The 13,563-nt window shown below is 71.7% G+C and carries 13 protein-coding genes; 4 read left to right on the top strand and 9 right to left on the bottom strand.

What is annotated here, in order from left to right:
- The first annotated feature begins 17 nt into the window (after positions 1-17).
- Positions 18-1,163 (top strand): ROK family transcriptional regulator, encoded by a 1,146-nt coding sequence (locus tag Ari01nite_RS08800; RefSeq protein ID WP_203780618.1) that lies wholly within the window; start codon positions 18-20, stop codon positions 1,161-1,163.
- Here Ari01nite_RS08800 and Ari01nite_RS08795 read toward each other — a convergent pair.
- The 4 genes from Ari01nite_RS08795 to Ari01nite_RS08780 are packed head-to-tail and all read right to left on the bottom strand — an operon-like array spanning position 1,146 to position 3,424.
- On the bottom strand, positions 1,146-1,571 hold the full coding sequence (locus Ari01nite_RS08795; RefSeq protein WP_203780617.1) for an arsenate reductase ArsC: 426 nt from the start codon (positions 1,569-1,571) through the stop codon (positions 1,146-1,148). The genes Ari01nite_RS08800 and Ari01nite_RS08795 overlap by 18 nt on opposite strands.
- The gene (locus Ari01nite_RS08790) at positions 1,564-2,307 is read right to left on the bottom strand and encodes an aquaporin (RefSeq protein WP_203780616.1); all 744 of its coding nucleotides are present in this window, start codon (positions 2,305-2,307) and stop codon (positions 1,564-1,566) included. The genes Ari01nite_RS08795 and Ari01nite_RS08790 overlap by 8 nt, the downstream gene beginning before the upstream one ends.
- Positions 2,308-2,330: 23 nt before the next feature.
- Positions 2,331-2,999, bottom strand: a complete 669-nt coding sequence (locus Ari01nite_RS08785) for an arsenate reductase/protein-tyrosine-phosphatase family protein (protein ID WP_239162589.1) — start codon at positions 2,997-2,999, stop codon at positions 2,331-2,333.
- 41 nt (positions 3,000-3,040) lie between these two features.
- Positions 3,041-3,424, bottom strand: a complete 384-nt coding sequence (locus Ari01nite_RS08780) for an ArsR/SmtB family transcription factor (RefSeq protein WP_203780614.1) — start codon at positions 3,422-3,424, stop codon at positions 3,041-3,043.
- A gap of 90 nt (positions 3,425-3,514) precedes the next feature.
- Here Ari01nite_RS08780 and Ari01nite_RS08775 point away from each other — a divergent pair, with 90 nt between their 5' ends.
- The 3 genes from Ari01nite_RS08775 to Ari01nite_RS08765 all read left to right on the top strand — a co-directional run bounded on the left by Ari01nite_RS08775 (position 3,515) and on the right by Ari01nite_RS08765 (position 8,015).
- On the top strand, positions 3,515-3,751 hold the full coding sequence (locus tag Ari01nite_RS08775) for a hypothetical protein (protein WP_203780613.1): 237 nt from the start codon (positions 3,515-3,517) through the stop codon (positions 3,749-3,751).
- A gap of 134 nt (positions 3,752-3,885) precedes the next feature.
- Positions 3,886-5,160, top strand: a complete 1,275-nt coding sequence (locus tag Ari01nite_RS08770) for an NAD(P)-binding domain-containing protein (protein ID WP_203780612.1) — start codon at positions 3,886-3,888, stop codon at positions 5,158-5,160.
- Between the two features lie 326 nt (positions 5,161-5,486).
- Complete coding sequence (locus tag Ari01nite_RS08765; RefSeq protein ID WP_203780611.1) at positions 5,487-8,015, top strand: ATP-binding protein; 2,529 nt, start codon at positions 5,487-5,489, stop codon at positions 8,013-8,015.
- Positions 8,016-8,025: 10 nt separating this feature from the next.
- Here the strand turns inward: Ari01nite_RS08765 and Ari01nite_RS08760 are convergent, their stop codons facing one another.
- The 5 genes from Ari01nite_RS08760 to Ari01nite_RS08740 are packed head-to-tail and all read right to left on the bottom strand — an operon-like array spanning position 8,026 to position 13,399.
- The gene (locus tag Ari01nite_RS08760) at positions 8,026-8,832 is read right to left on the bottom strand and encodes an ABC transporter ATP-binding protein (RefSeq protein ID WP_203780610.1); all 807 of its coding nucleotides are present in this window, start codon (positions 8,830-8,832) and stop codon (positions 8,026-8,028) included.
- Complete coding sequence (locus Ari01nite_RS08755; RefSeq protein ID WP_203780609.1) at positions 8,829-9,716, bottom strand: ABC transporter ATP-binding protein; 888 nt, start codon at positions 9,714-9,716, stop codon at positions 8,829-8,831. The genes Ari01nite_RS08760 and Ari01nite_RS08755 overlap by 4 nt, the downstream gene beginning before the upstream one ends.
- Complete coding sequence (locus tag Ari01nite_RS08750) at positions 9,713-10,684, bottom strand: ABC transporter permease (protein WP_203780608.1); 972 nt, start codon at positions 10,682-10,684, stop codon at positions 9,713-9,715. The genes Ari01nite_RS08755 and Ari01nite_RS08750 overlap by 4 nt, the downstream gene beginning before the upstream one ends.
- A gap of 2 nt (positions 10,685-10,686) precedes the next feature.
- Complete coding sequence (locus tag Ari01nite_RS08745) at positions 10,687-11,676, bottom strand: ABC transporter permease (RefSeq protein ID WP_203780607.1); 990 nt, start codon at positions 11,674-11,676, stop codon at positions 10,687-10,689.
- 25 nt (positions 11,677-11,701) lie between these two features.
- Positions 11,702-13,399 (bottom strand): ABC transporter substrate-binding protein, encoded by a 1,698-nt coding sequence (locus Ari01nite_RS08740; protein WP_203780606.1) that lies wholly within the window; start codon positions 13,397-13,399, stop codon positions 11,702-11,704.
- Between the last annotated feature and the right edge of the window lie 164 nt (positions 13,400-13,563).

Below are 13,563 nucleotides of genomic sequence, written 5' to 3'. Positions count from 1 at the left end.
GCGCCCGGGAGAGCATCATGGACGCGATCCGGGCGTCCGAGCCGCTGAGCCGGGTCGAGCTGGCCGCGATGACCGGGCTCACCGAGGCGGCGGTGTCGATGACCGTGCGCCGGCTGCTCGGCGAGGGCCTGATCGTCGAGACCGGCCGCACGCCCACCGCCGGCAAGCCGCGCACGCTGCTGCGGCTCGACCCCGGCGCGCGCATCGCGGTCGGCATCTACCTCGACGAGCTGACCACCACGTACGTGCTGACCGGGCAGACCGGCGGCATCCTGTCCCGGCTGGCCCGGCCGGCGCCGGACACGGCCGACCGGCCGGCGCTGCTGCGCGCGCTGGTGGCCGACGTCAATCTGCTGCTGGCCGGCTCGGGCGTCGATCCGGACCGCTGCCTGGGCGTCGGCGTGGTGTGGCCGGCCGCCCCGCACAGCCGCCCCGAGGACGGCCCAGCCCGGCTGCACGGCTGGCGCGGCGACGACCTGGGCCGCGAGCTCGAGAAGGCCACCGGCTGGCCGGTGCTGGTCGAGAACGACGCGACGGCGGCCGCGGTCGGCGAGTACTGGGTCGCCCGGGTCGGCCCGGACCAGGCGTTCGCGGCGCTCTACATGGGCACCGGGCTGGGCGCCGGCATCGTGCTGGACGGCCGGGCGATGCGCGGCGGCCGGGGCCACGCCGGCGAGTTCGGCCACCTGTGCGTGCAGACCGACGGCCCGCCGTGCTGGTGCGGCGGCCGGGGCTGTCTGGAGGCGCTGGCCGGTCCGCGCACGGTGGTGGGCGCCGCGCTGGCCGATCCGCGGGCGGCCGGTGAGGCCGGGCTGGTTCCGGCCGGACCGCGGCGAAGCGTGGCGGACGACTTCGCCGCGGTGGCCCGGGCCGCGCGCGGCGGTGCCCCCTGCTGCCGGGACCTGCTGGAGGACTCGGCCCGCCACGTGGCGGCGGCCGCCGAGTCGGTGGTCAACCTGATCGACCTGGACCTGGTGGTCCTGACCGGCCCGGGATTCGCGGCCGCGTCGTTCATCTACGGCCCGGCGATCATGCGCCGGATCGGGGCGGCCGACACCCGCACCTGGCACCGTTCCGTGACGGTGACCGTATCGCTGGCGGCCGCAACCGCGTCAGCGACGGGTGCCGCGGCGCTGGTGCTGCAATCACACCTGCGTCGATGACTTCCCGGCCGGGAGGAGGTCGGCGAGCAGGGCTTCGATGCGGGTTCTGATTTCGTCGCGGATGGGGCGGACGGCGTCGACTCCTTGGCCGGCCGGGTCGTCGAGTTTCCAGTCCTCGTAGCGTTTGCCGGGGAAGATCGGGCAGGCGTCGCCGCAGCCCATGGTGATGATGACGTCGGAGTCCTGGGCGGTCTCGTAGTCGAGGAGCTTGGGGGTCTGGCCGGTGATGTCGATGCCGGCCTCGCGCATGGCTTCGACCGCGGCGGGATTGATTGTCTCGGCGGGGGCGGAGCCGGCGGAGCGGACCTCCACCGCGTCGCCGGCCAGGTGGCGCAGCCAGCCGGCGGCCATCTGGGACCGGCCGGCGTTGTGCACGCAGACGAACAGGACGCTGGGCTTGTCAGTCATGGTGGGTCACTTTCGTTGCGGGGTGGTCGACGACGACGGCGTCCGCGGTGCGGCCGGCGCCGGGGTACAGGGCGAGCAGCAGACCGGTGCCGACGAGCAGCCCGACGGTCTGCGCGATGACGAAGCCGGGCACCGAGGCGGGGGCGATGCCGGCGAATGTGTCGGTGAACGCGCGGCCGGTCGTGACGGCGGGGTTGGCGAAGCTGGTGCTGCTGGTGAACCAGTACGCGGCGCCGATGTAGGCCCCGACCGCGGCGGGGGCGACCGCGGCGCGGCCGGACCGGGCCAGGGCGAAGATCAGCAGGAGCAGGCCGGTGGTGGCGACGACCTCGCCGAGCCACAGGTGCCCGGCGGCGCGGTCCTTGGTGGAGATGGTGACCGGTGCGAGGTCGAACATCAGGTTGGCCAGGATCGACCCGGCGATCGCGCCGGCGGTCTGCGCGACGGTGTAGCCGGCGAGGTCCCGGCCAGTCAGTCCGGTGCCGCTGCGGCGGCCTAGGAACCAGTCGGCGGCGGAGACGACCGGGTTGAAGTGGGCGCCGGAGACCGGGCCGAAGGTGAGGATCAGCGCGCCCAGCGCGAAGGCGGTGGCGACCGAGTTCTGCAGGAGCTGCAGGCCGACGTCGCCGGGCGACAGGGTGGCGGCCATGATGCCGGAGCCGACGACGGCGGTCACCAGCAGGGCGGTGCCGGTGAACTCGGCCAGCAGACGACGCCAGGCGGCAGGGGGTGTCATGGTGGCGGGGCTCCGGTCTGTGCTCAGTCCTGGTCGGCGTGGTGCGGGACCACCTGGGCGAGGCGGTCGATGCGGCCCTCGAGGTCGGTGTAGGCGGCCTCGAACGCAGCGTCGGTGCCGACCCGGACCGGATCGGGCACCGACCAGTGCAGCCGCGGCCGGACCGGGGCGGCGGGGTCCTCATGGGCGTTGTCGCAGACCGCGATGACCAGGTCGCCGTCGTCCAGGACGTCGTCGATGTGCGCGGTCCCGGTGGCGTCGAGGGTGAGGCCGTGCCGGTGGGCGACCCTGACCGCCCGCGGATGCACCCGGGCCGCGGGTTGGGTGCCGGCCGAGGCGACCGGCCCGCCGATCCGGTCGCGCCACAGCGCGGCGGCCAGTTGCGAGCGGGCGGAGTTGTGGGTGCAGACGAACACCACCCGGTCCGCGCCCTGCAGCGGTGGTGGGACGAGCAAGGCGAGCACCTCCGGCCGCAGCCGCAGATAGGTGCGGCGGCGGTCGCCCTCGGACCGGGTCCGGGCGATCAGGCCGGCCTCCCGCAGCACCTTGAGGTGGTGCGCCACCAGGTTGGTCGGCATGGCCAGGTCGTGGGCGATCTCGCCGGGCGAGGCGTCGCCGAGCGTCAGCGCGTCCACGATCGCCAGCCGGGCCGGATCGCCGAGCGCGGCGTGGATGCGGGCCCGCGCCCGCAACGCAGAAGTATGGCCGTTCATTGAGTCAATAACTACTGACCTTAATCGGCGGCGTCAAGTGAACTTCCGGCGTCGTCCGGGTCGAGCAGGGCGGCCAGCTGTTTCATCAGGCCGGGCCGGGCGCGGTAGTAGACCCAGCTGGCCCGGCGCTCGGCGTCGACCAGGCCGGCCTCGCGCAGGGTCTTGAGGTGGTGCGAGATGGTCGGGCCGGACAGCTCGAACGCCGGGGTCAGGTCGCACACGCAGATCTCGCCGCCGGGCGCCGAGGCGATCATCGACATCAACTGGAGCCGGATCGGGTCACCCAGGGCCTTGAATGCGGGCGCGAGCACACCGGCGGTGGCGGCGTCGACCCGCTGCTGAGCCATCGGCGGGCAGCAGGGCACCTCGACCTCGACTGTCGCCGGCACGACTGATTTTGACATGTGTCGAGTTTGACAGGCATCGAAACCGTGTGCAACTCTCGGTTTCGACATCCATCGAGTTCGAGAGTTATCGAAACCAGGAGGCTCATCATGAGCGACATCCCGGCCCAAGGCGGCTTCACCGGCGACCCGGCCGCCGCCCTGACCGTGTCCGGCACCGGTGGGTGCTGCGGAACCCCGCCGCAAACCACCCTGACCCTCCCCGAGCCGGCCGCAGCCGGCGGTCCGTGCTGCGGCACACCGGCCGAGGCCACCGCCGAGCAGGCGTGTTGCAGCAGCGCGGCGAAGGCCGGCGCGGTCGCGTCCGGGCAGGGCTGCTGCGGATGATCCCCGACCACGCCGCCGGGTCCCGCACCGTCGGGGTCCGCGAGCGGGTCGGCCGGCACCTCACTCAAGGCAATCGCTGGCGCGCCGTCGTCCTCATCGAACGTCGCAGCCACTACAACGCATAGGAGCTCTCCGTGTCCGACAACCTTCCGATCGCCGTTCTCGGCGCCGGGCCGGTCGGTCTGGCCGCCGCGGCCCACCTGACCGAGCGTGGCCTGCCGTTCGTCGTCCTCGAAGCCGGTGACTCGCCGGCGGCCGCGATCCGTGCGTGGGGACACGTGCGGCTGTTCTCGCCCTGGCGCTTCGACATCGACGCCGCCGCGGCCCGGCTGCTCGGCGACGCCGGGTGGGTGCGCCCGGACGACGACCGGCTGCCCACCGGCGCCGAGCTCGCCGCGGACTACCTGCAGCCGCTCGCCGACCTGCCCGCGCTCAAGCCGCACCTCCGCTACGGTGCCCGCGTCGTGGCCGTCACGCGCCTCGGCCTCGACCGGGTACGCACCGCCGGCCGCGCCGAGACGCCGTTCCTTCTCCGGCTCGACTCCGGGGAGGACCTGCTCGCCCGCGCGGTGATCGACGCAACCGGCACCTGGGGCACGCCGAACGTGCTCGGCGCATCGGGTATCCCCGCGCACGGCGAGAGCGGCGTGGCAGCGTACGTGGAAAGTGCTTTGCCGGATGTCTTGGGCCGCGACCGCGACCGATTCGCGGGTCGTCGCATCCTCGTCGTGGGCGCGGGGCACTCGGCGGCCAACACGCTGCTGTCGCTGGCGGAACTCGCCGAGCAGGAGCCCGGCACCACGGTGACCTGGGCGATCCGGGCGGCCTCGCCCGCGCGCACCTACGGCGGCGAGACCGCAGACGCGCTGCCGGCCCGGGGCGCGCTGGGCAGCCGGCTGCGCGCGCACGTCGAGTCCGGCGCCATCACCCTGCTGACCGGCTTCAGCGTCGAGCGCCTCACCGCCGCGGCGGACGGCGTCGTGGTCTCCGACGGCGCCCGGGAGGTCACCGTGGACCGGATCGTCGCCGCGACCGGGTTCCGTCCGGATCACGGCATCGTGGCGGAGCTGCGCCTCGACCTCGACCCGGTCCTCGGCTCGACCCGGGCGCTGGCGCCGCTGATCGACCCCAACGAGCACTCCTGCGGCACCGTCCCACCGCACGGCGTCGACGAACTCGGCCATCCGGAACCGGGCTACTACGCCATCGGGGTGAAGTCGTACGGGCGGGCGCCGACGTTCCTGCTGGCCACCGGATACGAGCAGGCCCGCTCGGTGGTCGCCGCACTCGCCGGGGACTGGGCCGCCGCCCGGGACGTGCAGCTCGACCTGCCGGAGACCGGTGTCTGCAACAGCAACCCGGTCGTCGGCGACGAGACCATCCCCGGCGACGGCGGATGCTGCGGCTGACCCCACCGGCCGCCGGGACGGTCCTGTAGCTCACCTGGTCGCAGGGGCACGCGGTGTGGCCGCCGCCGGCATTCTCGCTCCGGCATCGAGGCGGGCCGGGAAGGGGGAATTCGATGAACGATCGGCCCCGCAGCTCTGGGGTTACCGCGGGGCCGATCGTTCCGTCTTTGCCGCCCGGGACCCTGAGGTTCCCTGGCCCCCCGTGGCATCCAGTGTCGGGTGTCCGTCGGCGGCGGTGGTGAAGTCTGGACGATTTTGGACGCGGGGCATCGCTGCGCACTAACCTCGGCCCCGCTGATCCGCCGCGCTCGATATCTGGAGGGCGAATGCCGTTTGCCACCCTGCCCGATCCGGCCCAGGCCGACCACATCGACGACCTGGTCGAACGGTTGCGCCTGCTGAAGATCTGGGCGGGTGACCCCTCCTACGAGACGATCAAGGACCGGGTGAACGCGGCCTGGACCGCGAGCGGCCGGCCGGCCGCCGAGCTGGCCCGCCGGTCCACCGTCGCGAACTGTTTCCAGTCGGGGCGGCGGCGGCTCAACACCGACCTGGTGCTGGCCGTGGTGGAAGCATTGCACCCCGACGTGGGGTATGTCACCCAGTGGCGCCAGGCGCTGCGGGTGGTGGCCGGCGAGTCCGAGGCCGTCTCGCAGGTGCGGGTGCACGACAAGCTGCCGCAGGACCTGGTCGGCTTCACCGGCCGCACGACCGAGCTCGACCGGCTCGCCCTCTCGGTGGCGGGTGGCGGCGCCGTGGTGATCACCGCGATCGAGGGCATGGCGGGAGTCGGCAAGACCCAGCTGGCCGTGCACGCCGGGCACCTGCTCGGCCGGGACGAGCCGTTCGACCGGGTGCTGTTCGTCAACCTGCGCGGCTTCCACCCGGACCCGATGCAGCCGCCGGCCGACCCGGCCGCGGTGCTGGACGGGTTCCTGCGGCTGCTCGGCGTGCCCGGCCACCAGATTCCGCACGGGGTGGATGCCCGCACCGCCGCTTACCGGGAACGCCTGGCCGGCCTGCGCGCCCTCGTCGTGCTCGACAACGCGGCCGGCACCGACCAGGTCCGCCCGCTGCTGCCGGACACCCCGGGCTGCCTCGCCCTGGTCACCAGCCGGCGCAACCTGGCCGAGCTGGCGGCCACCCGGCTGACCGTCGACGTGTTCAGCCCGGACGAGGCGCTGGCGTTCCTGACCGGCGCGGTGCCCGAGATCGCGACCGGCACCGACCCGGGTGCCGCGGCCCGGATCGCCGAGCGCTGCGGTTACCTGCCGCTCGCGCTCTCGCTGATCACCGGGCACATGCGCAGCACGCCGGGCTGGACGCTCACCGACCACGCCGACCGGCTCGACGAGCGGCACCGCGACCGCCGCCTGGACTCCGGCATCGAGCTCGCCCTCGACCTGTCCTACCAGCACCTGCCGGCCGACCAGCAGCGGCTGCTGCGACTGGCCGCGCTGCACCCGGGGCCGGACGTCGACGCGTACGCGGCCGCGGCCCTGCTCGGCACCGGTCTCGACACCGCGCGGGCCGGGCTCGAGCAGCTGTGGCGCGACCACCTGCTGCTGCCGGCCGGTCCGGGCCGCTACACGTTCCACGACCTGGTCCGCGCGTTCGCCACCACCCGGGCGCACGACCAGGACCGGCCCGCCGACCGCCGGGCCGCGCTGACCCGGCTGTTCGACCACTACCTGAGCACCGCGGCGGCCGCCATGGACACGCTGCACCCGGCCGAGGCCTACCGGCGCCCGCGGGTCCCACCGGCCGGCTCGCCCGCGCCCGACCTGTCCGACCCGGACGACGCCGTCGCCTGGCTGGACGGCGAACGGCCCACCATGCTCGCGGTCGCCGGCCACGACTCGGCGGCGCACGCGGTCGGGCTGTCCCGGGTGCTGTCCCGCTATCTCGGCAGCGGGCACAACGCCGATGCGATGGCCATCCACGGCCACGCCCTGGAGGCCGCCCGCCGCATCGGTGACGCCACCGCGCAGGCACACGCCCTGCGCGACCTCGGCTTCGCCCACTTCCAGATGGGCCGGGTGCGGCGGGCCGCCGAATACTCCGAGCAGTCCCTCACCCTGTTCCGGCAGGCCGGCGACCGGTCCGGGCAGGGCACCGCGCTGCACAACCTGGGCATGGTCGCCGAGCGGTCCGGCCGCAGCGAGGAGGCGGTCGGATATCTGCGGCAGGCGCTGGCGATGTACCGGCAGGCCGGCGACCGGGTCGGCGAGAGCAACACGCTCAGCGGGCTCGGCATCACCCTGGAACGCGCCGGCCGGGTCGCCGAGGCCATCGACTACTGCGAGCAGGCCCTGGATCTGGCCGTACAAACCAGGAACACCAACAGTGAGGCGTACGCCCTGGGCGTGCTGGCCGACGCGGAACTGCGGGCCGGCCGGTACGAGCCGGCCGGCGGGCACCTGCGGCGGGCGCTGGCCCTGCAGCGCAGCCTCGGCGACCGGATCGGCGAGGCCGGCGTGCTGGACAGCCTCGGCACGCTGCACACCCGCCTCGGCGAGCCGGACGACGCGGTCGGCTACCACGAGCAGGCGCTGGTGATCGCCCGGGAGAGCGGTGACCAGGAGGGCGTCGCCTGGGTGCTGAACAGCCTCGGCGAGGCCGCACACGCCGCCGGCCGGGCCGAGGACGCCCGGCGCTGCTTCACCGAGGCCGCCACGGTTGCCGGCGACATCGGCTTCCGCGACCAGCAGGCCCGGGCCGGCGCTGGGCTCGGCCACGTGCACCGCGCGCTCGGCGACGAGGCCACCGCCCGCGAGCACTTCGAGCGGGCGCTGGCGCTCTACGCCGACCTCGGCGCGCCGGAGGCCGAGGAGGTCCGTGCGGCGCTGGGCTAGCGGATGAGGCCTAGCGGCTCAGCTCGCCCAGCCGCCGTTCCGGGTTGGGCGCCGCCTCGGCCAGCGTCTTCGTGTACTCGTGCTGCGGGTTGAGGATCACCTCGTCGGCCGGGCCGCGCTCGACGATGCTGCCCTTGTACATCACCAGGATCTCGTCCGAGAAGTGCCGGGCGGTGGCCAGGTCGTGGGTGATGTAGAGGACGCCCAGGTCCTCCTCGCGCTGCAGGGTGGCGAGCAGGTTGAGCACGCCCAGCCGGATCGACACGTCGAGCATCGACACCGGCTCGTCGGCGATCAGCACGCCCGGCTCGGGGGCCAGCGCGCGGGCGATCGCGACCCGCTGCCGCTGCCCGCCGGACAGCTCGTGCGGGCGGCGCCGGGCCACCTCCCCGGCCGGGGTCAGGCGCACCCGCTCCAACAGGTCCAGCACGCGCCGGCGTACCTCTGCACTGGTCATTTTGGGGTTGTGCAGCCGGACCGGGCGCTCGAGGTGATGCGCGATCGTGTGATGGGGGTTGAGCGACGCGAACGGGTCCTGGAAGACCATCTGCACGCGCTGCCGGTAACGGACCAGGCCGGAGCCTCGGCGGGCCACCGGCTCGCCGTCCAGCAGGATGTCGCCGGCGGTCGGGCGCTCCAGTTGGAGCAGCAGCTTGGCGATGGTGGACTTGCCGCTGCCACTCTGCCCGACCAGCGCGATGGTCCGGCCGTGCTCGAGGGTGAAGGTGACGTCGTTCACCGCCCGCAGCCGGCTGGTCCGCAGCCCGTTCCGCAGCCGGTAGTCCTTGGTGAGACCCCGTACGTCCATCGTGGTCATGAGGATGCCGCCTCCTTGCCCACCTGCACCGCGTCGAGCGCGAGCAGGCGGTCGTCCATGGCGCCGCGGACGAACGAGCCGCGGTCGCCGGTGAGGCTGGGGAACGAGGCCAGCAGCTGCTTGGTGTACTCGTGCTGCGGGGCGGTGTAGAGCTGGAGCGCGTTGCCCAGCTCGACGATCTCGCCGCTGCGCATCACCGCGATCCGGTCGCTGATCTCCAGCAGCAGCGGCAGGTCGTGGGTGATGAAGATGACCGCGAAGCCCAGTTCGTCGCGCAGCCGGGCGATCTCGCGCAGGATCTCGCGCTGCACCACCACGTCCAGGGCCGTGGTCGGCTCGTCCATGATCATGATTTGCGGCTCCAGCGCCATGGCCATCGCGATCATGACCCGCTGGCGCATCCCGCCGGAGAGCTCATGGGGGTACGCGTTCAGCCGCCCCCGGTCCACGCCGACCCGTTCGAGCAGGTCGCCGCAGCGCCGCCGGCGTTCCCGCCGGCCCATCCGCGGGCGGTGCGTGGTGAAGATGTCCTCGAACTGGTCGCGGACCGAGACCACCGGGTTCAGCGAGTTCATGGCGCCCTGGAAGACCATCGAGATCTTGTCCCAGCGGGCCTGCCGCAGCTCCTCGGTGCCCAGCTCGTTCCAGTCCAGGTCGCCGCCGTCCGGGGCGTGGAACACCGCGTGCCCCGAGGTGATCATCGCGGGCGGCTTGAGCAGGCGGACGATCCCGTACGCCAACGTGCTCTTGCCGCAGCCGCTCTCCCCCGCGAGACCCAGCACCTCGCCGCGGCTCAGCGTGAACGAGACGTCCTTGACCGCGTGCACCACCGGTTCGACCAGGTAGTCGACGCTGAAGTTCTGGACCGTCAGCACCGAACTCACAGCGTGCCCTCCTTCGCCTTGGCCAGCTGCTGCCGCGACATCCGCCAGCCGCGCCGGGCGCCCCGGGTCTGGTTGCGCAGCTTCGGGTTGATGATCTCGTCGATCGAGAAGTTGATCAGGGAGAGGGCGGCGCCGAACAGGGCCAGCATCAGGCCCGGCGGGACGAACCACCACCACGCGCCGAGCCGCAGAGCCAGGCCGTTCTGCGCGTAGTAGAGCATGGTGCCCCAGGTGAACGATCCGCTCGCGCCGAGGCCCAGGTAGGACAGGCCGGCCTCACCGAGGATCGCGAAGATGACCGCGAACACCACCTGCGAGGCGAGCAGCGGGATCAGGTTGGGCAGGATCTCCACGGCCAGGATGCGCCAGCGTTTCTCGCCGGCCACCCGGGACGCCAGCACGTAGTCGCGGCTGCGCAGGCTCAGCGTGTTGCCGCGCAGCACCCGGGCCGAGCCGGCCCAGCCGGTGATGGACAGCACCAGCGCCACCAGCATCAGGCTCTTGTCCGGCACATAACTGGAGATCACGATCACCAGCGGCAGGCCGGGTATGACCAGCATGACGTTGGTGAACAGGGAGAACGCCTCGTCTAGCCAGCCGCCCGCGTACGCGCCCACGATGCCGAAGAACGCGGACAGCAGCAGGGTCAGCACGCCCACGATGGCGCCGATGGTCAGCGAGCCGCGGGTGGCGTAGGCGAGTTGGGCGAGGACGTCCTGCCCGGTCTGGGTGGTGCCGAGCAGGTGGTCGGCGCTCGGCCCGGACAGCCCGATGTTGTTGACCTCGGACGGGTCCTGCACGAAGAACGGCCCGGCGAGCCCGAACAGCAGGATGATTCCGCCGATCAGCAGGCCGGTCAGCAGCTTGCCGGTCATCGGCGGCAGCGGGATCCGGCGGCGTCTCGTGGTGGCGAGCGCGGCCGCGGTGTCGGCGTCGGCGGACTCGGCCGCCTGGGTGGCAAGTGTCATGTTCAGCTCCGGGCCCGGGTGCGCGGGTCGATGACCGAGTACAGGAGGTCGACCAGCAGGTTGGCGCCCAGCACCGACAGCGTGATGACCAGGAAGATGCCCTGCATGAGGGCGTAGTCGTTGCCGCCGACCGCCTGCAGCAGGGCGGAACCGATGCCCGGGTACGAGAAGACGGCCTCGGTGACGATCGAGCCGGCCACCACGAAGCCGAGCGAGATGGCGAACCCGGAGACCGAGGGCAGGACCGCGTTGCGCGCCGCGTACCGCCGCATGATCCGGCCGGGCCGCAGGCCCTTGGCCTCCGCGGTGACCATGTAGTCCTCGGACAGCGTGGACACCATCATGTTGCGCATGCCGAGCATCCAGCCGCCCACCGACGAGATGATGATGGTGAGCGCCGGCAGCGTGCCGTAGTAGATCACCGAGCCGATGAACGCGGCGTTCCAGCCGGGCGTGACCTCGTACACGTCGTAGCCGCCGTTGAGCGGGAACAGCGGCCACACGCTGCCGAACAGGAACAGCAGGATCAGCGCCAGCCAGAAGTACGGCACCGACTGGAACATCGTGGTGACCGGGATCAGGTGGTCGAGCCACGAGCCCCGCTTCCAGCCGGCGAGGGTGCCGAGACCCACGCCGACCAGAAACGAGATGATCGTGGCCAGGCCGATGAGCCCGATCGTCCACGGCAGGGTCTGCGCGACGATCGAACTCACCGAGGCCGGGAAGAACACCACCGAGACGCCGAGGTCCCCGATGGCCAGGTTGCGCAGGTAGTCGACGTACTGGGACCACATCGACTGACCGGTGGTGACGCCGAGGAGCACCTCGACCGAGTGCCTGGTCTCCGGGGTGACCGGACCGCGCTGGCCCAGTTTGGAGAGCAGGATATCGACCGGATCGCCCGGCATGAGTCGCGGGATGAAGAAGTTCACCGTGACCGCGGCCCAGAAGGCGACCAGGTAGAACCCGATTTTCTGGAACAGATATCGCATGGTGCGTTCCTCGGCGCCGGTCCGGTTACTTCGCGGGCTTCAGGTTGAGCAGGACGGCCCGGTTGTCCCACTGCTTCCAGGACGCCGGCAGGGCGTACTTGTTGTCGTTGGTGGGCCAGCCGGTGGCGTTCGCGGTGTTGAACTCGGTGAGCATCGAGTTCAGGTAGATCGGGATGTAGGGCAGGTCCCGGGCGATCTCGGTCTGGATGATCGCGTACTGCGCCTTCTGCGCCGCCTCGTCGTTGGTGATCGCCGCCGCGTCGATCGCCTTGTCCACCACCGGGTTGCTGTAGCGGGCGTAGTTGCCGCTGTTGCCGGCCGGCGCCCCGACCTTGGCCGCGGTCCGCGAGTGGTAACGCGGGTTGTAGGTGTAGTACGGGTTGGACGACGCGCCCAGGCCGATCGAGTCCAGCGACAGCTGGAACTTGCCCTGCACCTGGTTGTTGTTCCACTCGTTCCAGGACAGCTGGGTCGGCTTGAGCTCGACGCCGACCGCCTTGAGCTGCTGCGCCATCGCGTCGTTGAGCGAGATGAAGTCGCTCCAGCCGGTGACGGTCTGGATGGTCAGGGTCAGCCGCTTGCCGTCCTTGGCCCGGATACCGTCCGCGCCCTTGGCCCAGCCGGCCTTGTCGAGGATCTCGTTGGCCATCTCGGGGTGCGGGGCCGGCGGGGTGTCGACCAGCTTCTCGTCGGTGATCCACTTCTTGTCGCGGTCGGGCAGCAGCAGGGTGGGCGACGCCTTACCGGCGAAGCCGCCGCCGGCCAGCTTGTTGAGCTGCTCGCGGTCGATCGCGTGGTAGAGGGCCTGGCGCACGGCGACGTCGGTCTGCGGGCCGCTGCAGCCCATGGCCGCGTTCGAGCAGGTGAACATCGACGCGGTGAGCGCGGGCGTGTTCACGTACGCCAGATTCTTCTTGTCCTTGAGCAGTTGCTCCAGACCGGGCAGGAAGGAGCTCATCCAGTCCACCTGACCGGCGATCAGCGCGGCGCTCGCGGCGTCGGCGGTGGCCAGCGCGATGTACCGGACGTTCGCGATCTCCGGCTTGCCGGCCACCCAGTAGTTCGGGTTCTTCTCCATCACGTAGCTCTGCGCCGAGAAGGTCTTGAGCTTGTACGGGCCGGTGCCGACCGGGTTCGGGTTGATGCTCTTGCCCGGGTCGGCGATCTTGCTCCAGACGTGCTCCGGGACGATCGGCGTGTTGCCGATGATGCTGGCTTCCTCGGTGAACGCGTTCTGCGGGAACGTCAGCACCACGGTCTTGTCGTCCTTGGCGGTGGCCGAGTCGAACTTGGTGCCGCCGCTGTTGATCGCCGGGGTGCGCCGGATCAGGTCGAACGTGAACGCCACGTCCTTGGCCGAGAACGGCTGGCCGTCCGACCACTTCACGCCCTCACGCGTGGTGATGGTCAGCGTCTTGCCGTCCGGGGCCCACTCGTAGGCGGTGGCCAGGATCGGCTCGGGCTTGGCCTCGGTGGCGAGGTTGAAGTAGTAGAGCGGCTCGTGGATCAGGCCGTTGGTCGGCTGAAGGAACGTCGGCGTGAACGGGTTCCAGTTCTCCACGATCGTGCCGGTGGCTCCGTTGAAGATGGTGATGGAGCTGTTCGCGGCGGTGCCGGTGGACTTGCCCTCGGAGGAGCTGTCCGAACAGGCGGCCAGGGAGAGTAACAAGGCCGACGTGGCGGCCACGGCGAGGACGACTCGCCGGGTGGGGTGTCTGCGCATGGGTGGATCCCTCAATCGATCGCCGTCAACGGCGGGGGATGGGAACGGGACATCGACGGGACATTATTAAGTCGCTTAAGTTTGCTATGTCAAGAGTTGATGTCCCGGTGCCGCCCGGTGTGTGGCGATCCGTTATGGCTTTGTCATTTCGAACGTTATCGATG

Origin of the sequence: Paractinoplanes rishiriensis, assembly GCF_016862375.1 — a bacterium.
In the GTDB taxonomy this organism is placed as follows: domain Bacteria; phylum Actinomycetota; class Actinomycetes; order Mycobacteriales; family Micromonosporaceae; genus Actinoplanes; species Actinoplanes rishiriensis.
The sequence above is the reverse complement of the archived record's forward strand: the minus strand, read 5'-3'. Positions and strand labels throughout refer to the sequence as shown.